General features: G+C 72.3%; 12 protein-coding genes. 9 read left to right on the plus strand and 3 right to left on the minus strand.

Translation table 11 applies throughout. The features are described 5' to 3' along the window. From RMT89_RS09960 to moeZ, 6 genes are all read left to right on the plus strand, one after another. A partial coding sequence (locus RMT89_RS09960) for a DUF3152 domain-containing protein (RefSeq protein WP_399497862.1) occupies window positions 1-1305 on the plus strand: 1305 nt, incomplete at its 5' end. Between the two features lie 220 nt (window positions 1306-1525). Further along, window positions 1526-3232, plus strand: a complete 1707-nt coding sequence (locus tag RMT89_RS09965; protein WP_315883450.1) for a DUF3492 domain-containing protein — start codon at window positions 1526-1528, stop codon at window positions 3230-3232. After that, a complete protein-coding gene (locus RMT89_RS09970) occupies window positions 3229-4485 on the plus strand; it encodes a hypothetical protein (RefSeq protein WP_315883451.1) in 1257 nt (418 codons plus the stop codon). The genes RMT89_RS09965 and RMT89_RS09970 overlap by 4 nt, the downstream gene beginning before the upstream one ends. Window positions 4486-4615: 130 nt before the next feature. Further along, window positions 4616-5575: an NAD-dependent epimerase/dehydratase family protein gene (locus RMT89_RS09975; RefSeq protein WP_315883452.1), complete on the plus strand. Its 960-nt coding sequence runs from the start codon at window positions 4616-4618 to the stop codon at window positions 5573-5575. Then, window positions 5563-6312 (plus strand): spherulation-specific family 4 protein, encoded by a 750-nt coding sequence (locus RMT89_RS09980; protein ID WP_315883453.1) that lies wholly within the window; start codon window positions 5563-5565, stop codon window positions 6310-6312. The genes RMT89_RS09975 and RMT89_RS09980 overlap by 13 nt, the downstream gene beginning before the upstream one ends. Window positions 6313-6375: 63 nt before the next feature. Beyond that, on the plus strand, window positions 6376-7554 hold the full coding sequence (gene moeZ / locus RMT89_RS09985; protein WP_315883454.1) for an adenylyltransferase/sulfurtransferase MoeZ: 1179 nt from the start codon (window positions 6376-6378) through the stop codon (window positions 7552-7554). Between the two features lie 62 nt (window positions 7555-7616). Here the strand turns inward: moeZ and RMT89_RS09990 are convergent, their stop codons facing one another. The 3 genes from RMT89_RS09990 to RMT89_RS10000 all read right to left on the minus strand — a co-directional run bounded on the left by RMT89_RS09990 (window position 7617) and on the right by RMT89_RS10000 (window position 13883). Beyond that, a complete protein-coding gene (locus RMT89_RS09990) occupies window positions 7617-9170 on the minus strand; it encodes an alpha/beta hydrolase (protein WP_315883455.1) in 1554 nt (517 codons plus the stop codon). A gap of 198 nt (window positions 9171-9368) precedes the next feature. After that, window positions 9369-10913, minus strand: coding sequence for an alpha/beta fold hydrolase (locus RMT89_RS09995; protein ID WP_315883456.1), 1545 nt, complete (start codon window positions 10911-10913; stop codon window positions 9369-9371). Window positions 10914-11153: 240 nt separating this feature from the next. After that, window positions 11154-13883 (minus strand): lysylphosphatidylglycerol synthase transmembrane domain-containing protein, encoded by a 2730-nt coding sequence (locus RMT89_RS10000; RefSeq protein ID WP_315883457.1) that lies wholly within the window; start codon window positions 13881-13883, stop codon window positions 11154-11156. Between the two features lie 185 nt (window positions 13884-14068). On the opposite strand from RMT89_RS10000, the gene RMT89_RS10005 reads away from it, so the two are divergent. The 3 genes from RMT89_RS10005 to RMT89_RS10015 all read left to right on the plus strand — a co-directional run bounded on the left by RMT89_RS10005 (window position 14069) and on the right by RMT89_RS10015 (window position 21712). Next, the gene (locus RMT89_RS10005; protein ID WP_315883458.1) at window positions 14069-14455 is read left to right on the plus strand and encodes an MGMT family protein; all 387 of its coding nucleotides are present in this window, start codon (window positions 14069-14071) and stop codon (window positions 14453-14455) included. Between the two features lie 257 nt (window positions 14456-14712). Then, window positions 14713-18042, plus strand: a complete 3330-nt coding sequence (locus RMT89_RS10010) for an ATP-dependent DNA helicase (protein ID WP_315883459.1) — start codon at window positions 14713-14715, stop codon at window positions 18040-18042. Between the two features lie 91 nt (window positions 18043-18133). Then, the gene (locus RMT89_RS10015; protein ID WP_315883460.1) at window positions 18134-21712 is read left to right on the plus strand and encodes a UvrD-helicase domain-containing protein; all 3579 of its coding nucleotides are present in this window, start codon (window positions 18134-18136) and stop codon (window positions 21710-21712) included. Window positions 21713-21714: the final 2 nt, after the last annotated feature.

Consider the following 21714-nt stretch of genomic DNA (forward strand, 5'->3'; position numbering starts at 1 on the left):
CGGTTTGCTGATGGGACTCCGGCTCATGGTGTGCCGCGGTTTGCTGATGGGACTCCGGCTCATGGTGTGCCGCGGTTCCCTGATGGCACCCCGGCCCACGGTGTGCCCCGGTTTCCCGATGGCACACCCGCCCATGGAATGCCCCGCCTTCCCGATGGCGCCCCGGCTCATGGCATCCCGCGCTATCCCGACGGCACCCCGGCGCATGGCGTTCCCCGCGTCCGTGGTGGGCACCCTGAGCATCATGAATCCGGCGGTGGCTGGGGTGAGTTGAGGGCCGGGCCGGTCGCGGGTGGGATTCCGCAACAGCGGCCCGCATCCGTGTGTCGTGCGCCCCGGCAGGAGTACGTCGACGCCTTCGACCAGGACGTGGACGTCTTCACGCCCCGCAGCTCCGCCGACGCGTACGCCGCCGTCACCGACTGGTCCGCCGAGGTCGGCGTGGAGAGCGAGGCCGAGGCCGACTACCCTCCGCCCACCGGCGAGCCCGTCTCCGGCAAGGGCTCCAAGGGGCGTGCCTTCACCGGTATCGCGGCCGCCGCCGTCACCACCGTGCTCGCGATCGTGGTCGCCGGGCAGGTCACGGACCGGGGCGAGGACTCCGACGTCCAGACGCAGTCGGCCACCGACCAGGCGCGGGACGCGCGGGACTCCGCCTCGCGCGGGGACGGGCGGCCGGCGCCCTCGGAGCCGGCGGTGGCGCCGCTGACGTACGAGCGGAAGATGGGCAAGAGATACGCGCTCAGCGCCACGCTCGACGGGGCGGGGAAGTTCGACGCCGTGCCCGGCGTCGACAAGGCGCCCGGCACGGGGCAGAAGTTCACCTACCGCGTGGATGTGGAACAGGGGCTCGGCCTTGACGGTGAGCTCTTCGCGCAGGCCGTGCAGAAGACGCTGAACGACGACCGGAGCTGGGCGCACAACGGCGCGCGTACCTTCGAGCGCGTCTACTCCGGCAAGCCCGATTTCGTGGTCACCCTGGCCAGCCCGGGCACCACCGCCGACTGGTGTGCCAAGTCCGGCCTGGACACCACCGTGGACAACGTGTCCTGCGACTCGGCCGCCACCGAGCGCGTGATGATCAACGCCTATCGATGGGCGCAGGGCTCGGAGACCTACGGCGACCGGATCCACGCCTACCGGCAGATGCTGATCAACCACGAGGTCGGCCACCGGCTCGGCAACCACCACGTCACCTGCGACAAGGACGGCGGCCTCGCCCCGGTCATGCAGCAGCAGACCAAGTTCCTGGAGTACGACGGGATCAGCTGCCGCCCCAACCCCTGGGCGTATCCCGGGAGCTGAGTGCCCCCGCGGGAGGTGGCCGGGGCCTGACGAAGCGTAATCAATTGATCTCTTAGCGCGACCGAACGCTACTCGTGTGGGAAAGTTACGACCGTTCACCCCTTTTGGTGGCGCGATGGACAACCGTCCGTCGCGCCACCGCCTTGTCCGCATACGTTCGTCCCGCTGCGAGCCGTCGGGTCAACGGCGGCTCCCCTTACGGGAGATCGGGGGTGCACTCGTGCGCATCGGACTGCTTACGGAGGGTGGCTATCCGTATGTGAGCGGTGACGCCAGGCTCTGGTGCGACCGGCTCGTGCGCGGGCTCGGGCAGCACGAGTTCGACGTCTACGCGCTCAGCCGCAGCGAGCGCCAGGAGGACGAGGGCTGGGTCGCGCTGCCGCCGCAGGTCAGACGGGTGCGGACGGCACCGCTCTGGAGCGCCGAGGACGACGGGGTGGCGTACGGGCGGCGTGCGCGCCGGCGATTCTCCGAGCACTACGGCGCGCTGGCCATGGCGTTGTGCGCCGGAGCCGATCCTCAGGACAGTGGTTCCGAGGAGTCGTCCCTTGATGTGGCGGACCGTTTCGGCAACGCGCTGTACGGGCTCGCCGAACTCGCCCGCGACGAGGGCGGTCTGGCCGGCGCGCTCCGGTCCGAGACCGCCGTACGCGCCCTGGAACGTGCCTGTCGCGCGCCGGGCGCCCTCCGCACGGCGCGCGAGGCGCGCGTTCCCGATCTGCTCACCGTCGCCGCGCACCTGGAGCGCGCCCTGCGCCCCCTCTCGCTCGACTGGTACGAGGACGAGGGGCTCGGCTCGGTCGACCTGTGCCATGCCGCCTCCGGTGGGTCGGCGGCTCTGCCCGGGCTGCTCGCCCGGCACTTCTCCGGAGTGCCGCTGCTGGTGACCGAGTACGGCGTGCGGCTGCGCACGCACTACCTCGCCGCCACCGAGGCGCCGCCCGCCGTACGGGCGCCGCTCGCGGCCTTCCACGGCCGGCTCGCCGCCGAGATCTACGGCCGGGCCGAGATCATCACGCCCGGCAACGCGCACGCCCGCCGCTGGCAGGAGCACTGCGGCGCCGACCGCGCCAAACTCCGCACGGTCTACCCCGGCATGGACGCCTCCCGCTTCGCGGAGGTCGGCGAGGCCCCCGAGCGCGCGGACCCCGACACCCTCGTCTGGGTCGGCCGGGTGGAACCCGCGAAGGACCTGGTCTCCCTGCTCCACGCCTTCGCCGAGATCCGCAAGGAAGAGCCGAAGACCCGGCTGCGGATCGTCGGTGCCCCGGCCGGTTCCGAGGGCGCGGCCTATCTCGGCCACTGCAAGGCGCTGGCCGCGCAGCTCTTCCCCGACGAGGCAGAGGGGCTGCACGCCGTCGGCGACAACCCCGTGTCCTTCGAGGAGGTCGGCGGCCCGGAGCTGCCGACGCTCGCCGACGCGTACGCCGCGGGCGCCGTGACCGTGTTGTCCAGCGTCGTCGAGGGCTTTCCGATCAGCCTCGTCGAGGCCATGTTCTGCGGCCGCGCGACGGTGTCCACGGACGTGGGCGCGGTGGTCGAGGTCATCGGCGGCACCGGGCTCGTCGTACCCCCGCGCAATCCGCGGGCGCTCGCCGAGGCGTGCGTGGCGCTGGTGCGCGACCCCGAGCGCCGTGAGCGCCTGGGCGCCGCCGCACGCGCGCGTGCCCTCGAACTGTTCACCGTCGAGCAGAACATCACGGCATTTCACGGCATTTACCTGGAGATCGTCGCGCGCTGCCCGGTCCGCCGGGTCGTCCTCGACGAGACCGGCGAACCCTTGCCGTTCGCCGTGCCCGCCGAGGCCCATGTCCCCGGCCGCTGGGCCGGACCCGCCGCGCGTCTCATGGCCCGGGGCGGCCCCGGCTGGGCGGCGGGCCCGCCCGTGCGGGCCACTGCGCACGTGGCCGCGGAGGGAGCGCGATGAGCGGGCTCGGCGGACTGGACCGCCCCGGAGCACCGATCAGCCCCGGGGCCTGGGACGCACGGTCGGAGGAGTCGCTGGTGGCGGAGACGGATCTACCGGGCGCTGACGCATCGGACCCCGACGAGCCCGGCTCCGCGACCGCGACCGAGCGCCGTCCCAGCACCGCGCGACGCACCGCGGTCGACCCCGTGAAGGCGCTGATGCACCGTCACCGCGAGCTGTGCGAACGGGCCGTGGACCCCCTGGAGATCGCCGCGGGCCTGGAGGCGCACGGCGTCACCGACCGCACCGCGTCCCGCTTCCGGCACCGGGACGTCTTCTCCCTCGCCGAGGAGATGTACGCGCGCGTGTCCCGCGACGGGGACACACCGGCGCACACCACGACCCCGAGCGCCCTGCGGGCACGGGCCGACTGGGCCGTCCTCGCGCTGCTCCCCGGGGTGTTGTGCGCCGCCGCGGTGACCGCCCTGCGGCTCACCGAGGGACAGGCACGCCTGATCGTGGCCGTGGTGGGGGCCCTGGCCGTCGCCGTGGTGCTGCGCGTCGCCCTGTCCCGTGGCCCCTTGCGCATCGCGGACCGCCGCCCACGCCCCACCGCGGCCTGGGTCTGCTGGCTGATCGCGTACGCGGCCCTCGGCGACGGACTGCTCCGGTCGGCCCTCGCCGACGGTCCAGGCGCCCTGCCCACCGGTTCCCCGGACGGCGCCTGGCCCCTGGCCGCCGCCGGTGTCCTCGCGCTTGCCCTGTCCTGCGCCCCCGCGGTCTGGTGCGCCCACCTCTTCGCCGCCCGCGCCCGCCGCAGACTCGCGGCCAGCCGGGGCCTTGAGGAGTACGCCACCTCCGTACAGCCCTTGCTGCTCGGCACCTTCGCCCTTTTCCTGGCCTCCCTCGCCGCCCTCGTGGCCCTGTCCTCCGCGGCTCTGGACGAGGCCGCCGCCTACCCCCAAGTCCTGGCCCTGGGCGCGCTCCTGCTGCTCGCCCGGCTCCTCGCCGCACACGGCTTCACCCACGCCCCCGGGGCGGTCCTCGGCGCCGCCGCGACCGCCGAGGCCGTCGTCCTCGCCTCGGTGTTCGCCGCCCGCCTCCCCGGCTGCGGCTTCGTGGCCACCCCCGTGGAATCCCTCGTCACCGCCTGGGGGCCGGGCGCCGTCCCCACGCTCGTCTGCGGCGCGGGCGCCCTGACCCTGCTCATCCACTCCTCCCGCACCCTGACCCGGGCCTCGGCCCACGCCACGCCGGACGCACCGTGCTGACGCGACGTGTGCGAGCGAGCGCGTGTTCCCTCCCCGCGCGCAGGCCGCCGCAGGCACCGACCCATCCCTCCGAAGGAGAACCGCACATGATCACCTCCCGACCCGACCCCTCGGCCCCGGGAGCCGCGCGATGAGAGTCCTGCTGATCGGAGCCAACGGCTACCTCGGCCGCTATGTCGCCGACCGTCTGCTCGCCGACCCGGCCGTCCAGCTCACCGCCCTCGGCCGCGGCGACGACGCCGACGTCCGCTTCGACCTCGCGTCCGGCAGCCCCGGTGCCCTGACCCGCTTCCTCGACGCGGTCCACCCGGGCGTCGTCATCAACTGCGCGGGCGCCACCCGCGGCGGCGCCCGCGAACTGACCCGCCACAACACGGTGGCCGTCGCCACCGTCTGCGAGGCCCTGCGCCGCAGCGGCTGCGGCGCGCGTCTGGTGCAGATCGGCTGTGGCGCCGAGTACGGCCCCAGCCAGCCCGGCTCCTCCACCGCCGAGGACGCCGTCCCGCGACCCGGCGGCCCGTACGGCGTGAGCAAACTCGCCGCCACCGAACTCGTCCTCGGCTCCGGCCTGGACGCCGTGGTGCTGCGCGTCTTCTCCCCGGCGGGTCCCGGCACGCCCGCCGGATCGCCGCTCGGCCGGCTCGCCGAGGCCATGCGCCGCGCGATGCAGTCCGGAGACGGCGAGCTCAAGCTCGGCGGACTCGGCGCCCAGCGCGACTTCGTGGACGTCCGCGATGTCGCCCGCGCCGTGCACGCCGCCTCCCTCTCCGCCGCGCAGGGCGTCATCAACATCGGCTCGGGCCGCGCCGTCCGGCTCCGGGACGCCGCCGTGGTCCTCGCCCGCGTGGCCGGATACGGCGGCGCCCTCCACGAACTCGACGGCCCCCCAGGCCCGTTGCGGACCTCCATCGGGCACCCGCGCCCCGACCCGGACCATGTGGCCCCCGTCGCGTATCCGTACCCGGACGGCTGCGGCAGCTGGCAGCAGGCTGATGTGCGCACCGCACGCGACCGGCTCGGCTGGCGGCCCCGGATCAACCTCGAAGAGTCCCTCGCCGACATCTGGATGGAGGCGGCATGCCGCATCTGACCAGCACCAAACCGGGGACCGCGAGCACCGATCTGCGCACGGGGCTGGGCGTCCCCGGCTTCGCCCACCCCCTCGTCGCCCCCGCCGAATGGGCCGAGCTCATCCGTCCGGGCACGCCCCTCCACTGGGCCGCCCTCGATGTCGCCGACGGCCCCGGCAGCCGTCCCGACCCGCACTGTCTCGCCGCGGCCGGCCGGTTGCGCACCGCCGGTGTCCGGGTCATCGGGCGCCTCGACAGCACCTACGGCGCCCGCTCCTTCGGGGAGCTGATCTCCGAGGCCCACCGTTACCTCGACTGGTACCAGGTCGGCGGCTTTCTGCTGGACCGCTGTCCCACGGAGCGGACGGCGCTCCCGGAGATCCGGCGCATGGTCACCACGCTGCGCGCGCTGCGTGACGACGCCCGCATCGTCCTCGGCCACGGCACCCACCCGTACCCCGGCTACGCCGAGCACGCCGACCAACTGGTCACTTTCTCCGGGCCCTGGAGCGACTACCGCTGGTCGCAGGTGGCGGAGTGGACGGCCGACTATCCCCCCGACCGCTTCTGCCACTTCGTCCACGGAGTGCCCCGCGGACACCTGGAGGAGGCGCTGCGCATCGCCCGCTGGCAGGGCGCCGCCACGATCTGGTTCACCGACCGCACGGACCGTGGCGGGAGCACTGATCCCTGGGCGGCCCTGCCCGGCTACTGGGACGAAATCGTCTCGCGGATCGGAACAGGTGTCTCGGAATGAAAAAGGCCATGGCACTGTTACGGAGAGAACAACCGTAGTGATGAACCGACCAACGGAGCCCCCGTGTCGCTGCCACCCCTGGTCGAGCCAGCTCCTGAGCTCACCGTAGACGAGGTCCGCAGGTACTCCCGCCACCTGATCATCCCCGATGTGGGGATGGACGGGCAGAAGCGGCTGAAGAACGCCAAGGTGCTCTGTGTGGGCGCCGGCGGCCTGGGCTCGCCGGCGCTGATGTACCTGGCCGCCGCGGGCGTCGGCACCCTCGGCATCGTGGAGTTCGACGAGGTCGACGAGTCGAACCTGCAGCGCCAGATCATCCACAGCCAGGCCGACATCGGCCGTTCCAAGGCCGAGTCCGCCCGCGACTCCGTCAAGGGCATCAACCCGTACGTGAACGTGATCCTTCACGAGGAGCGGCTGGAAGCCGACAACGTGATGGACATCTTCAGCCAGTACGACCTGATCGTCGACGGCACCGACAACTTCGCCACGCGTTACCTGGTGAATGACGCCTGCGTGCTGCTGAACAAGCCGTACGTGTGGGGTTCGATCTACCGGTTCGACGGCCAGGCCTCGGTCTTCTGGTCCGAGCACGGCCCCTGCTACCGCTGCCTGTACCCGGAGCCCCCGCCGCCCGGTATGGTCCCCTCCTGCGCCGAGGGCGGCGTCCTCGGCGTGCTGTGCGCGTCCATCGGCTCCATCCAGGTCACCGAGGCCATCAAGGTCCTCACCGGCACCGGTGAGCCCCTGGTCGGCCGGCTGATGATCTACGACGCCCTGGAGATGCAGTACCGCCAGGTCAAGGTCCGCAAGGACCCGAACTGCGCGGTCTGCGGCGAGAACCCGACCGTCACCGAGCTCATCGACTACGAGGCCTTCTGCGGCGTCGTCTCCGAGGAGGCCCAGGAGGCGGCCGCCGGTTCGACGATCACTCCCAAGCAGCTCAAGGAGTGGATCGACGACGGCGAGAACATCGAGATCATCGACGTCCGCGAGATCAACGAGTACGAGATCGTCTCCATCCCGGGCGCCAAGCTGATCCCGAAGAACGAGTTCCTGATGGGCACCGCCCTGGAGGGCCTGCCGCAGGACAAGAAGATCGTCCTGCACTGCAAGACGGGTGTCCGCAGTGCGGAAGTCCTCGCGGTCCTGAAGTCCGCGGGCTTCTCCGACGCGGTCCACGTGGGCGGCGGTGTGATCGGCTGGGTCAACCAGATCGAGCCGAGCAAGCCGGTCTACTGACCCCAGATCTCCGTCACGGCGGGGGCTCCGGACGCCAAGGGCGCCTGGAGCCCCCGCCGTCGTCATGAGCAGACCTTGCCGTCCTTCGGAACCGTGCCGGACAGCAGGTAGTCGTCCACCGTGGAGTCGACGCAGTCGCTCCCGCTGCCATAGGCGCCGTGCCCCTCGCCCTTCCAGGTGAGCACCACACCGACGCCCTTGCCGAGCTCGTCCGCCATCTTCCGGGCGCCCTCGTACGGCGTCGCCGGGTCGCCGGTGTTGCCGACCACCAGGACCGGCTCCGCACCCGGCGCACTCACCTCCGGGGAGTCGTACTGACCGGGCACCGGCCAGTCGTGGCACCAGCCGGCCGTGTCCCAGCCCAGGGAGGTCCCGAACACCGGCGAGATCTTCTCGAACTCGGGCAGCAGCTTCTTCGTCTCCTCCACGGTCGGCCGCTGCTTGGCGTCCAAGCACGATATGACCCGCTGTGAGTGGGTCGTCGTGCCGTAGCTCCCCGACGCGTCACGCTCGTTGTAGTCGTCGGCGAGCGTCAGCAGCTCCGAGCCGTCCCCCGCCTCCGCCGCCTCCAGGGCGCTGGTCAGCGTCGGCCAGCTGGACTCGCTGTACAGCGGCAGCACGATCCCGGTGACGGCGAGCGTCTGCGTCAGCTTCCGCTCCGACGACGTCGGCAGCGGGTTCGCGTCGATCCGCTCCAGCAGGTCCGCGATCTTCCGCGAGCCCTCCTCGGGGTCCTGCCCGGTGGACTTCAGGTAGTTGTTCAGCGCCCGCTGGAAGCCCCGGGCCTGGTTCTTGGCGTGGTCCACGGTGTCGGCGCTCGGGTCGACCGCCGCGTCGAGGACCAGCCGCCCCACGTTCTGCGGGAACAAGTGGGCGTACACACCGCCGAGTTGGGTGCCGTAGGAGAAGCCGAAGTAGCGCATCTTGTCGTCGCCGAGGACCTGGCGCATCAGGTCCATGTCGCGGGCGGTGTCGGTGGTCGACACATGGGCCATCAGCTTCCCGGCCGACTTCGCACAGCCCTTCCCGAAGTCGCCGGCGTCCTTGAGGTACGCCATCTCCTCGGCCGCGGTGTCCGGAGTGGCGTCCACCGCCTCGGCGGCCTGGATCTCCTTGTCGCTGCGGCAGCGCACACCCTCGCTGGAGGCGACTCCGCGCGGGTCGAAGCTCACGAGGTCGTAGCGCTCGTGCAGCTTGGACACGGTGGAGCTGTAGTACGGCATCATCGAGACGCCCGAGCCGCCGGGCCCGCCGAAGTTGAACAGCAGCGAGCCGATGCGGTCTTCCCCGGTCGCCTCGGAGCGGATCAGGGCGATCCCGAGCGTCTCGCCCTCGGGCTTGGCCCAGTCCAGCGGCACCCTGAGCGTCGCGCACTCCCAGTCGCCGCCCGGGGCAGCCGAGTCCTCGGTGGCCTCGCAGCGGTCCCAGTCGAGCTTCTGGGAGGTCAGGGAGGCGGGCAGCGGCGCCCCGGAGCCGGAGGAACCGGCCGACGGTGTTCCGCTGCTGGTCTCCTCGCCGCCCTTGCCGTCACTGCCCTCGTCGCTCCCCGAGCTGCAGCCCGTGACCAGGAGCGCGGTGGCGGCGGTCAGAGCCGCCCACCGTACGCAACGCGCCATGTGCACTACCCCCTCGCAGGCCGTCCGCACCGTGCAGCGGATGGCGGTCAGGCCATAGTAGGCGGAGCACGCGAGACCTGCTCCGGCCTGTGGATAACCTTCTGACCTGCGGTTTTGGCGAGCCCGGGGGGTGTCAGTCGAGCCTGGGGTGGTGCCAGTCGATCCGGGGGTGGTGCCAGTCGAGCCTGGGGGGTGGGGTCAGGAGCAGACGGTCCCCGCCGCGGGCACCTTCCCGTCCAGCAGGTAGCCGTTCACCGCGTTCTGCACGCACCTGTTCTTGGAGTCGTAGGCGCCGTGCCCCTGACCCTTGTACGTCAGCTCGACTCCGACGCCCGCACCCAGCGCCTGCACCATCTTCCGCGCGCCCTCGTACGGTGTGGCGGGGTCGCCGGTGTTGCCCACCACGAGGATCGGCGCCGAGCCGGGCGCGCTCACGTCGGGGTGGTCGGCGGCGCCCGCCACGTCCCAGTCGGTGCAGGAGACCATGCCCCAGGCCAGGAAGTCGCCGAACAGTTCGGAGGCCGCCTGGAACTCCGGCAGTTTCGACTGCACGTACTCGGCGGTGTAGCGCGGCTTGTCGTCAGCGCAGTTGATGGACACGTTGGCCGCGGTGATGTTGCTGTACTCGCCGTTCTCGCTGCGGCCGTTCATGGAGTCGGACAGCAGCATCAGGATCCGGCCGTCCCCGTCGTACGCCTGCTGCAGGCCCTGGGTGAGGTACTCCCAGAAGTCCTGCGAGTACAGCGCCTGCGCGATGCCGTTGGTCGCGGCGGTCTGGGTCAGATCGCGCGGGAAGATGCCCGGCAGCGGCTTCTTGTCGAGGTCCGTAAGCAGCTTGGCGATGCGGTCCTTCACATCCTGTGCGCTGTCCCCGATCGGACAGTCCTCGACCTTCGAGGTGCAGTCCTCGGCGAAGTTGTCGAGCGCCAGCTGGAACCCCTCGGCCTGTCCGAGCGAGCCCTGTTCGGGGTTCTGCGTCGGGTCGACGACCGCGTCGAAGACGGCACGGCCGACCCGCTTGGGGAACAGGTGCGCGTACACACCGCCGAGTTCGGTGCCGTAGGAGATGCCGAAGTAGTACAGCTTGTCGTCGCCGAGGACCTGGCGCATCAGGTCCATGTCGCGGGCGGCGTCGGTGGTGCGCACATGCGGCAGCACCTTCTTGGAGTTCTCCTCACAGGCCGCGTTGAACTCCTTGGTGTTGTCCAGCAGCTCGGTGCGCTCGGTGGCGTCGTCCGGAGTCGCGTCCTGCTGGAAGTAGGCGTCGAGCTCCTGGTCGTTCTCGCACTCCACGGGGGCGCTGCGGCCGACCCCGCGCGGGTCGAAGCTGACCAGGTCGTAGCGGGTGCGCAGGGCCGCGTAGTCCTCGCCGAAGGCGGGCAGCGTGGTGACGCCCGAGCCGCCGGGCCCGCCGAAATTGAAAAGGAGGGAGCCGATCCGCTTGCTCTTGTCGCCGCTGGTCTCCGCGCGGATCAGCGCGAGGCCGATCGTGTCCCCCTCGGGCTCGTCCCAGTCCAGCGGGGCCTTCATGGTGGCGCACTGCCACTCGTCGCCGTTCGGCAGCGGCGAGGGTGCGGCGCCGCCGCCCTGCGCCTCGGAGGGGGCCGGGCAGTCCTTCCAGCTCAGCTCCTGGGCCGTCAGATCCTCGTCCTGGGAGTCGTCGCCGCACCCCGCCAGCAGCGAGGACAGCAGCACGGCGGAGGCGGTCAGGACAGCGGCGCGCAGGCGGGAGGGGTTCGGCATGATCCCATCCTGAGGTCGCGCACGACGGGACGCTCGGGGCACGGGCCGTACGAGGTACGGGCTGTGCGCGTCCTAGACCCGTACTTAGCAGGTCACCCGATCGTGAAGACCAAGCGGTCGTAGCTGATCGCTCGCCGGTCGGAACCGCAGCAGCGATGGCCGTCTCGGTCCGGCCCGGTCGAGATCGGACGCCGTGAGGCCGATGCGGAGAACCTTTTCGGCGACCTGCGAAGTACGGGCCTAGAGCGCGCCCTTGCGCGTGAGGTGGTTGAAGGCCAGCCAGCCCGGCAGGACGGGCAGCCACAAGGTGAGCAGCCGGTACAGCAGTACCGCGGGGGCGGCGACCTCGCTGGGCAGGCCGACGGCGATCAGACCGACCGTCAGGGTCGCCTCGACCGCGCCGACTCCGCCTGGTGTCGGGGCGGCGGAGCCGAGCGCGTTGCCCGCGAGGAAGACGACGGCGACGCTGGCGAGGCTGATCGACGTCTGCTCGTCGCCGAACGCGCGGATCGACGCGTCCAGGCACATCACGAAGAAGGCCGTCAGCAGCAGCATGCCGCCGATGCCCGTGATCAGCTTCTGGGGCCGCTGCAGCACATCGAGCATGCGCGGCACCACGCCCGCGAAAAGCGACCGCACGCGCGTGACGACGAATTTCCGCAGGAAGGGCACCGAGGTCACCACGAGCACCAGCACCGCGACCGTCAGCAGACCCGCGATGACCGTCCGGGACGGCGACAGCGACGGCGTCTTCTCCGTACCGGTCAGATAGCCGAAGGACAGCAGCATCAGGATGTGGCAGCCGAGCCCGAACAGCTGGGACGCGCCCACGCTCGCCACCGCGAGCCCCGGTCGCACGCCCGCGCGTTGCAGGAACCGGGTGTTGAGAGCGACCCCGCCCACCGCGGCCGGGGCGACGATCTTCACGAAGGATCCGGCGACCTGCGCCGCCACCGTCCGCATGAACGGCACCCGCTCCGGCACGAACCCGAGCAGCGCCATCGCCGCCGCGAAGTAGCTGGCCGCGGAGAACAGCGCGGCCGCGGCGACCCAGCCCCACTCGGCGTTGGAGACCAAAGGGCCGAACTCGATGTGGGTGAGCTGCGTCAGCAGGAAGTACGCGCCGATGGCACCGGCGATGAAGCTGATCAGCGTGCGCGGCCGCACCCGCTCCAGACGGGCCGGCTCGACCGGAGCCTGCGGCCTGATCCGCAGCACCTCGTGCCGGATCTGGGTGAGCAGATCCTCCTCGCGCGCTTCCTCGATGGCCTCGTCGATGGCCCGCTTCTCGGCCCGCTCCTGAGCCCGTACGGCTTTCTTGGCGGCCTTTTCCAGCACGACGGGCCCGGTGTCGTCGGCGGCGGCCTCCACGCGCGCGTGCTTGGCCTGCCGGGAAGCGTCCAGGACCGCCTCACGCTCACGCTCCGCCCGCTCCCGCGCGAGTCTGCGCAGCGTCGCGCGCGTGGAGCGCGTCAGCGCGATGGGCTGGAGCATCGGCAGACAGCCGGCCACGGCGTCGGGGCCGAGCACGCCGACCGCGGAGGCGACGGCGCGTTCGGCGCCCACCCGGAGCCCGAGCGTCGTCACGAGCTGCGCGATGTCCATGCGCAGCAGCAGCTCGCCTGCCGCGATCTCGCCGCCGCGCAGATCGGTGAGGATCACCGTGCCGGAACGATCCACCAAAATCGCGTCACCCGCGAGCCTGCGGTGCGCGATACGCCGTGACTGCAACGCCCGCACCTGATGCCAGGTGTTGCGCAGCAGTTCGTCGGTGATCTCCTCGTCGGCGAGCGAGTCCAGTGTGCGTCCGCCGCTGTGCTCGTAGACCAGCATGACCGCGTCGGGGCCGAGCTCGGAGGTGGCGATCAGCTTGGGCGCGTTGGCGCCGGCCGCGATGGCCGCGTAGGCGAGCAGCGCCTCCTGCTCCAGCGCCTGGCGCAGCGACTGCAGGCTGCGGCGGGTGGCGATGCCGCGCAGCGTCAGATTGCGCCATACCCGGTAGAAGAAGCCCTGTGCCTGCTGCTCACGGTCGACCACCGTGACATCCAGCGGCGGGCCGTCCTCCAGGGTGACGAAATAGCGCCTGCCGCGGTCGCCGTTGTCGCCGTGGTCCGCGGTCTCGTCCCGGGCCGCGCTCACCGGACGGAAGCCGACGGTCCGCAGGCCCGCCATCAGCGTCCGGCCGGTCGGACGGACATTGGGGGAGCCGACCGCGTACAGCGTGCCGTACGCCACGGTCCAGCCGATGAGCACCGTGAGGATGATCGAGAACGGGGTGGTGTACCCGGTGACGAGCATCGAGAAGGCGTCGAGCAGCAGCACGATCCACAGCACCGCGCGCCATCTCGGCCGGCGGGACATGCCGACGGCGGTCATGTAGGCGATGACCGGGGCCAGATAGCCGTGCACCGGGTCGGTGAGGGCGTTGATGTCACCGGGGTAGGGCCGGGTGAGCGCCTCCTGGATGGAGTCGGGGGCGGCCTTGGCGACCCAGAGATCGGTGGCGAGAGTCACACCGTGCGCGAGGACGGCGGCGAGCACACCGTCGGCGATGCGCAGTCCGTCGCGCTTGATCAGCCGTTCGATCGCGAAGGCGACCGGCACCAGCAGGATCGCGATGCTGGAGGCCAGTCCCGCGATCTTGATGAACAGGTCGGGTGCCTGTCCGGTGCCCTTGTTGATGTCCTGTTCGAGGCCCGAGGTGGTGCCGTGCGCGAACGCGGCGATGGCGATCAGTACGGCCACCGCGAGGACGCCCACCAGCAGCCGCATGAGGTCGGAGGGACGGTGCACGCGCGCGGGGAGCAGCGGTTCGTCGCCCTCCACCTCGTCAGCGGGCGGCTCGTCGTACTCCGCGGCCTTGTCGGCGTCGTTCGTGGCCGCGCCCTTCCTGTCGTCGGCGGCGTCCGGGCGCGACGAAGCCTCAGAGGTGCTCTCCGCATCCTCGGGGTGCACACCCTGCTGCTTCATCTTCTCTTCTTGATCTCGTATCAACGGTCACCGCCCGCACGATGGTGGCATGCCCCACCGACACACGGGGGCGTCAGGGTGCAGATGCGGGGCGCACAGTCTGCCGGAAGCGCCGCTCGGGGGCGAGGGCCACGCACCGTCGCGGGCCCGTCACATTGTCGGTGGAGTGGTGCAGGATGGGTCGGATGAGCGAGGAGAGCCTTCCGGAGGACGCCCACCCGGAGTACGCGGACGCGCTGCCCGAGTACGCCGAGCGGGTCCTTGAGGTCGCCGAACTGATCCAGCCCGGGCGCGTGATGACGTACGGGGACGTCGCCGAGTGGCTCCAGGAGGGCGGCCCCAGACAGGTCGGCCGGGTGATGGCCCTGTACGGCGGAGCCGTTGCGTGGTGGCGTGTCGTCCGCGCGGACGGCGTCCTGCTCCCGGGGCACGAACTGCGGGCGCTCGGCCACTACCGCACCGAGGGCACGCCCCTGAGGGAGGCCGGCCGAACCACCGAGGGGCACCTGCCGCGCCTCGACATGAAACGGGCACGATGGGACGGCGGCGAACACGCGGAAGGTCACACCTGACAGCTTCCGCCATCCGACGGGCCGCTGTGTGACCCGTGATCCGTACGGGGGAACAGGGGCACGTCCGTGGCATGACGTACGTTCGTGAGTCGAGGGACCCATGTGACGTGAGCGTCCCGAGGGATGAATCGGAAGCCCTGCTTCCGCCGGATCCGTCGGCGTAGCGTCGGCTGCACGCGTCCCCCTCATCCCGCCGCCACCGCCCTCCACGCGCGGTGGCCAGCCCACCAGCACAACCACCAGGACCGGCGAACCACGTGAGCTCCTCTTCCTCCACCAGGCGCCTGCCGCACCCCCAGGTGCGGCAGGGGAGTCGTGGCGCTTACCGACTGGTGCGTACCCCGCCGGCCAGGGTGGACCCCCCTCGTCTGGACGCCGCCCAGCGCTCCGTGGTTGACCACGGCACCGGCCCACTGCTCGTCCTCGCAGGTCCGGGGACCGGGAAGACCACGACCCTGGTCGAGTCGGTGGCGGAGCGGATCGCCCGGGGCGGAGATCCGGCGCGCATGCTGGTGCTGACCTTCAGCCGCAAGGCGGCCGTGGAGCTGCGGGACCGCATGGCGCTGCGCACCGGCGCCGCGCGAGCGCCCCAGGCGACCACCTTCCACTCGTTCTGCTACGCCCTGGTCCGCGCCCACCAGGACAGCGAGCTGTTCGTGGAGCCGCTGCGGCTGCTGTCCGGCCCCGAGCAGGACGTGGCCGTGCGCGAACTGCTCGCGGGCCAGCCGGACCTGGAGCGGCTGGGTCTCGCCCATGTGCGCTGGCCGGACGAACTGCGCGCCTGCCTGACCACCCGCGGCTTCGCCGACGAGGTCCGGGCGGTCCTCGCCCGCAGTCGTGAACTGGGCCTCGGACCCGACGCCCTGGACGCCTTCGCCCGCCGTATCGGCCGCCCCGACTGGCGGGCCGCGGCCGCCTTCCTCGCCGAGTACCTCGACGTCCTCGACCTCCAGGGCGTGCTCGACTACGCCGAACTGGTCCACCGCGCGGTGCTCCTCGCCCAGCGCCCCGACGTCAGCCGGCAGCTCGCCGACCGGTACGACGCCGTCTTCGTCGACGAGTACCAGGACACCGACCCGGCGCAGGTACGGCTGCTGCACGCGCTCGCCGGCAGCGGTCGCACCCTGATCGCCTTCGGCGACCCGGACCAGTCGATCTACGCCTTCCGGGGCGCCGACGTGAACGGCATCCTGGAGTTCCCGCATGCCTTCCCGCGCGCGGACGGCCGCCCGGCGCCCGTCGCGGTCCTGCGCACCTCCCGACGCGCCGGCGCGACGCTGCTGGCCGCGACCCGGCTGCTGACCCAGCGGATGCCGCTGACCCGCCTCCCCGCCGAGAAGGTCCGCGCCCACCGTGAGCTCGCGCCCGTCCGGGACGGAGGGCGCGTCGAGGTGTACACGTACCCGACGCCCGGCACAGAACTGGACAACATCGCCGACATCCTGCGCAGGGCGCACCTGGAGGACGGCGTCCCGTGGCGCGAGATGGCCGTCCTGGTGCGCGCCGGCTCCCGCACGATTCCCACGGTCCGCCGCGCCCTCACCTCCGCCGGCGTCCCCCTGGACATCGACGGCGACGATCTCGCCCTGCGCCACGAACCGGCGGTGGCGCCCCTGTTGACGGCGCTGCGGGCGGTGGCGGAGGCGGAAGCGGAGACTCGGGGGAGCGACGGGGAGGCGGACGAGGATTCCGCCGACGAGGACTCGGACCTCTGCTGGCTCGACACCGAGACCGCCCTGACCCTCCTCGCCTCCCCCTTGGCCGGCATGGACGCGGCCGACCTGCGCCGCCTCGGCCGTGCCATGCGGGACGAGGAGCGCGCCGCCGGGGTCGCCCTGCCGCCGCCCTCGGACGAACTGCTCGCGCGGGCGCTGGCCGAGCCCGAGCGGCTGGTCGCGCACGACCTCGTGTACGCGCGTGGCGCGCAGCGGCTCGGCGCCCTTCTGCGCAAGGCCCGTGAGCGCCTCGCGGGCGGCGGTACGGCCGAGGAGGCGCTCTGGGACCTGTGGGAGGGCACCCCGTGGCCCGGGCGCCTGGAGCGCGCCGCCCGGCGCGGCGGCGCGGCGGGGCGCAACGCCGACCGTGACCTGGACGCCGTATGCGCGCTGTTCGCGACCGCGGCCCGCTCCGAGGAGCGCACCGGGGGCCGTGGCGCGCTGAACTTCCTGGAGGAGATCGAGGCCGAGGACATCGCCGCCGACACCCTCACCCGGCGCGCCCTGCGCCCCGACGCCGTCCGCCTGATGACCGCCCACCGATCCAAGGGCCTGGAGTGGCGGCTGGTCGTCGTCGCCGGTGTCCAGGAGGGCCTGTGGCCCGACCTGCGCCGCCGCGGCTCCCTGCTGGAGGCCGACCGGATCGGCCGCGACGGACTCGCCGAACCGCTCACCCCGGGGGCGCTGCTCGCCGAGGAGCGCCGTCTGTTCTACGTGGCCGCCACGCGCGCGCGTGAGCGCCTCGTCGTCACCGCGGTGAAGGCTCCCGCGGACGACGGCGACCAGCCCTCCCGCTTCCTGACCGAACTCGGGGTCGAACCCAAGGACGTCACCGGCCGCCCGCGGCGCCCGCTGTCGCTCGCGGCCCTGGTCGCGGAACTGCGCGCCACGACCGTCGACCCGCGCGTGTCCGACGCTCTGAGGGAGGCCGCCGCCCGTCGCCTTGCCCGGCTCGCCGCGCTCGCCGACGAGGACGGCCGCCCGCTGGTCCCCTCCGCGCACCCCTACCGCTGGTGGGGCATGTTCGAGCCGACCGAGAGCAAGGTGCCGCTGCGCGATCGCGACCAGCCCGTGGTGCTGTCCGGCAGCGCCCTCGACCAGCTCGCCAACACCTGCTCCCTGCAGTGGTTCCTGGGCCGCGAGGTGAAGGCCGACGCGCCCGCGACCGTCGCCCAGGGTTTCGGCAACGTCGTGCACGTCCTCGCCGACGAGGTCGCCTCCGGGCACACCCCGGCCGATCTCGCCGTCCTCATGGAGCGTCTGGACTCCGTGTGGAACGCGCTCGCCTTCGACGCGCCGTGGAAGTCGGTGCAGGAGAAGGAGAACGCGCGCGTGGCGCTCGAACGCTTCCTCAAGTGGCACGTCACGGACCGCACCGGCCGTACTCCGGTCACCAGCGAGCACGACTTCGACGTCACCCTCGAAGCGGGCGACTACGAGGTCCGCATCCGCGGCCAGATGGACCGCGTCGAGGCCGACGGCGAAGGCCGCGCCTATGTCGTCGACTTCAAGACCGGCAAGCAGGCGCCGAGCTCGGCCGAGGTGGCCCGGCACCCGCAGCTCGCCGTCTATCAGCTCGCCGTCCGCGAGGGCGCCGTGGACGAGGCCTTCGGCGGACTGCGCCCCGAGCCGGGCGGCGCCGAACTCGTCCATCTGCGCCAGGGCGCCGCCAAGCGGGACGGCGGCGAGACCCTGCCCAAGGTGCAGGCGCAGGAGCCGCTTGAGGGTGAGTGGGTCGGTGAGCTGCTGGCCACCGCCGCCGGCAAGGTCCTCGACGAGCGGTTCACGCCGACGGCGGGTCAGCACTGCACGCACTGCGCCTTCCGGGCGTCGTGCAGCGCGCGGCCCGAGGGGCGGCACGTGGTGGAGTGACGGACCGCACCTCACGTGCTGACCTGCACTTCTTCCCTCTCGACAGCCGATTCGGCATCGACTGTCAGTGGCCGCCGCTAGCCTCTCTGAGGTGCCACCACGTATCACCGATCCCGATCAGCTCAAGGAGCTCCTCGGTATCCCGTTCACCCCGGAGCAGACGGCCTGCATCACCGCGCCGCCCGCCCCGCAGGTGATCGTGGCCGGAGCGGGGTCGGGCAAGACAACGGTGATGGCGGCGCGCGTGGTGTGGCTGGTCGGCACCGGCGAGGTCGCACCCGAGCAGGTCCTCGGCCTGACCTTCACCAACAAGGCCGCCGGTGAACTCGCCGAGCGCGTCCGCAAGGCGCTCATCAAGGCCGGCGTCACCGACCCCGACGTCATCGACCCGGACAACCCGCCGGGCGAGCCGGTGATCTCGACGTACCACGCCTTCGCCGGCCGCCTCCTGACCGACCACGGCCTGCGCATCGGGCTCGAACCGACCTCCCGTCTGCTCGCCGACGCCACCCGCTACCAGCTGGCCGCGCGCGTGCTGCGCGAGGCGCCCGGCCCGTATCCGGCACTGACCCGCTCCTTCGCGGACCTCGTCAGCGACCTCCTCGCTCTCGACGCCGAGCTCGCCGAACACCTCGTACGCCCCGAGTCCCTGCGCGCCCATGACGCGCAACTGCTGCTCACCCTGCACGGCGTCAAGCTCACCAACGCCGATCTGCGCAAGGTCCCCGAGACGGCCGCCGCGCGCCGTGAACTGGCCGACCTGGTGGTGCGTTACCGGGCCGCCAAGCGTGAGCGGGATCTGCTCGACTTCGGTGACCAGATCGCCCTGTCGGCACAGCTCGCCGGGATCCCCGAGGTGGGCCGCGTCCTGCGCGACGAGTTCCGCGTGGTCCTCCTCGACGAGTACCAGGACACCTCGGTCGCCCAACGGATCCTGCTGGCCGGCCTGTTCGGCGGTGGCACCGGGCACCCCGTGACCGCCGTCGGGGACCCCTGCCAGGCGATCTACGGCTGGCGCGGCGCCTCCGTCGCCAACCTGGACGACTTCCCCGAGCACTTCGCGCACGCCGACGGCCGCCCCGCCACCCGCCAGGCCCTCAGCGAGAACCGCCGCAGCGGCGGCCGTCTCCTGGACCTCGCCAACGGGCTCGCCGAGCCCCTGCGAGCCATGCACGCGGGCGTGGAGGCCCTGCGCCCGGCCCCGGGCGCCGAACGCGACGGCATGGTCCGCTGCGCCCTGCTGCACACCCACGCCGAGGAGATCGACTGGATCGCCGACTCAGTCGCCCACCTCGTGAACACCGGCGAGGCGCCCGGCGAGATCGCCGTCCTGTGCCGTACGGCCACCGACTTCGCCGAGATCCAGGGCGCGCTGGTGGCCCGGGACGTCCCGGTTGAGGTGGTCGGCCTGTCCGGGCTGCTGCATCTGCCCGAGATCGCCGACCTGGTCGCCGTCTGCGAGGTCCTCCAGGATCCCGGCGCCAACGCTTCCCTGGTGCGGGTGCTGACCGGCCCGCGCTGGCGCATCGGCCCCCGCGACCTCGCCCTCCTGGGCCGCCGCGCCCGACGTCTGGTGTCGCACGCGCGCGTGGACGGCGACGACGACGCGGACCGCCGGCTCGCCGAGGCCGTCGAGGGGGTCGACCCCTCCGAGGTGATATCGCTCGCGGACGCCCTCGACACGTTCCTGGAGACACCGCTCGACGGCACCGGGGACGACGACGGGCTGCCCTTCTCGCCGGACGCGCGCGTGCGGTTCGCCCGCCTGGCCACCGAACTGCGCGACCTGCGCCGCTCGCTGGCGGATCCGCTGATGGACGTCCTCCACCGGGTCCTCGCCGTCACCGGCCTGGAGGTCGAGCTGTCGGCGTCCCCGCACGCCCTGGCCGCCCGCCGCCGCGAGACCCTGTCGAACTTCCTGGACATCGCCGCCTCCTTCGCCGCAGGCGACGGCGAGGCCTCCCTGCTGGCCTTCCTCGGCTTCCTGCGCACCGCGGCCCAGTACGAGAAGGGCCTCGACAACGCCCTCCCGGGCGGCGAGAACACCGTCAAGGTGCTCACCGCGCACAAGTCCAAGGGCCTCGAATGGGATGTCGTCGCCGTCCCGGGCCTGGTCACCGGCACCTTCCCGAGCACCCAGGGCCGCGAGAAGTGGACCTCCCAGGGCAAGGTGCTGCCCCACGCCCTGCGCGGCGACGCCGCCACCCTGCCCGACGTCGAATCCTGGGACTCAAGCGGCCTGAAGGCCTTCCACGAGGCCATGAAGGAGCACCAGCACACCGAGGAACTCCGCCTCGGCTACGTCACCTTCACCCGCCCCCGCTCCCTGCTCCTCGGCTCCGGCCACTGGTGGGGCCCCAGCCAGAAGAAGCCCCGCGGCCCCTCCGGCTTCCTCCAGGACCTCCACGACCACTGCGCGGCCGGGTACGGCGAGATCGAGGCCTGGGCGGACGAGCCCGCCGAGGACGAGGAGAACCCCGCGCTGCACGCGACCGACACCGACCAGGTGTGGCCGTTGCCCCTGGACGACGCGGCGCTGGCCCGGCGCAGGGCGGCCGCCGAGACGGTCCTCGCGCACCTGTCCACCTATGAGGACGGCCACCCGGCTGGGACGCACGACCCGGACTGGCCCCCACCGCCGGACGACGAAAACGCCTACGACGAAGCCCCCTACGACGACGAAGCCCCCTACGACATCCCCGAGGAGGACCCGTTCGCGGAAGCCGCCACCGACCCCGCCGACGAGGACCCGTTCGCGGAAGCCGCCACCGACCCCGCCGACGAGGACCCCTTCCCGGAAGCCGCCACCGACCCCGCCGACGAGGACCCCTTCCCGGAAGCGCCCACCGACCCCGCCGACCGGGACTCCTGGACCGCGGACCGCCCCACCGTCCCCCACCAGGCGACGCCCCCCGAGGCGGAGCCGGCCCACACCCGCCTCACCCCGGAAGAGACCCGCACGATCGCCTCTTGGGACCGGGACCTGGACGCCCTCACCGGAGAGCTCCTCCGCGCGAGGGACAGCGTCACCGACGTACCCCTGCCGGCCTCCCTGACCGCCTCCCAGGTGCTGCGTCTGGCCGCCGACCCGGACGGCCTGGCTCAGGAGCTGGCCCGCCCCATGCCCCGGCCGCCGCAGCCCGCGGCACGGCGCGGCACCCGCTTCCACGCGTGGGTCGAGGCCCGCTTCGAAGAGCTGACCCTGCCCATGCTGGAGCCGGAGGAGCTGCCCGGCGCCGAGGCCGAGATCGCCGACGAGCGGGACCTGGAGGCGCTCAAGGAGGCCTTCGAGCGCACCGAGTACGCGCACCGCACCCCGTATCGCGTCGAGGCCCCCTTCCAGCTCGCCCTCGCCGGCCGCGTCGTGCGGGGCCGGATCGACGCCGTCTACAAGGAGGGCGACGGCGAGCGGACGACGTACGAGATCGTCGACTGGAAGACCAACCGCGCCCGCGACGCCGACCCGCTCCAGCTGGCCGTGTACCGGCTGGCCTGGGCGGAGCAGCAGGGGGTGCCCCTGGAGTCGGTCAGCGCCGCGTTCCTGTACGTGCGCGGCGGCGAGGTCGTCCGTCCGGACGGTCTTCCGGACCGGGCCGCACTGGAGCGGCTGCTGACCGAGGAGCCGTCGTGTGACGAACCGCCCAGCAAGGATGTCGGTGCGGGCCGATAGGC

Source organism: Streptomyces sp. P17 (assembly GCF_032436805.1).
Lineage (GTDB): Bacteria > Actinomycetota > Actinomycetes > Streptomycetales > Streptomycetaceae > Streptomyces.

Bases quoted from the DNA above. Each gene is read 5' to 3' on its own strand.
- RMT89_RS09970 (WP_315883451.1), top strand. From the start codon at position 3,229: ATGAGCGGGCTCGGCGGACTGGACCGCCCCGGAGCACCGATCAGCCCC.
- RMT89_RS09975 (WP_315883452.1), top strand. From the start codon at position 4,616: ATGAGAGTCCTGCTGATCGGAGCCAACGGCTACCTCGGCCGCTATGTC.
- RMT89_RS09980 (WP_315883453.1), top strand. From the start codon at position 5,563: ATGCCGCATCTGACCAGCACCAAACCGGGGACCGCGAGCACCGATCTG.
- RMT89_RS09990 (WP_315883455.1), bottom strand. From the start codon at position 9,170: ATGGCGCGTTGCGTACGGTGGGCGGCTCTGACCGCCGCCACCGCGCTC.
- RMT89_RS09995 (WP_315883456.1), bottom strand. From the start codon at position 10,913: ATGCCGAACCCCTCCCGCCTGCGCGCCGCTGTCCTGACCGCCTCCGCC.
- RMT89_RS10000 (WP_315883457.1), bottom strand. From the start codon at position 13,883: ATGAAGCAGCAGGGTGTGCACCCCGAGGATGCGGAGAGCACCTCTGAG.
- RMT89_RS10005 (WP_315883458.1), top strand. From the start codon at position 14,069: ATGAGCGAGGAGAGCCTTCCGGAGGACGCCCACCCGGAGTACGCGGAC.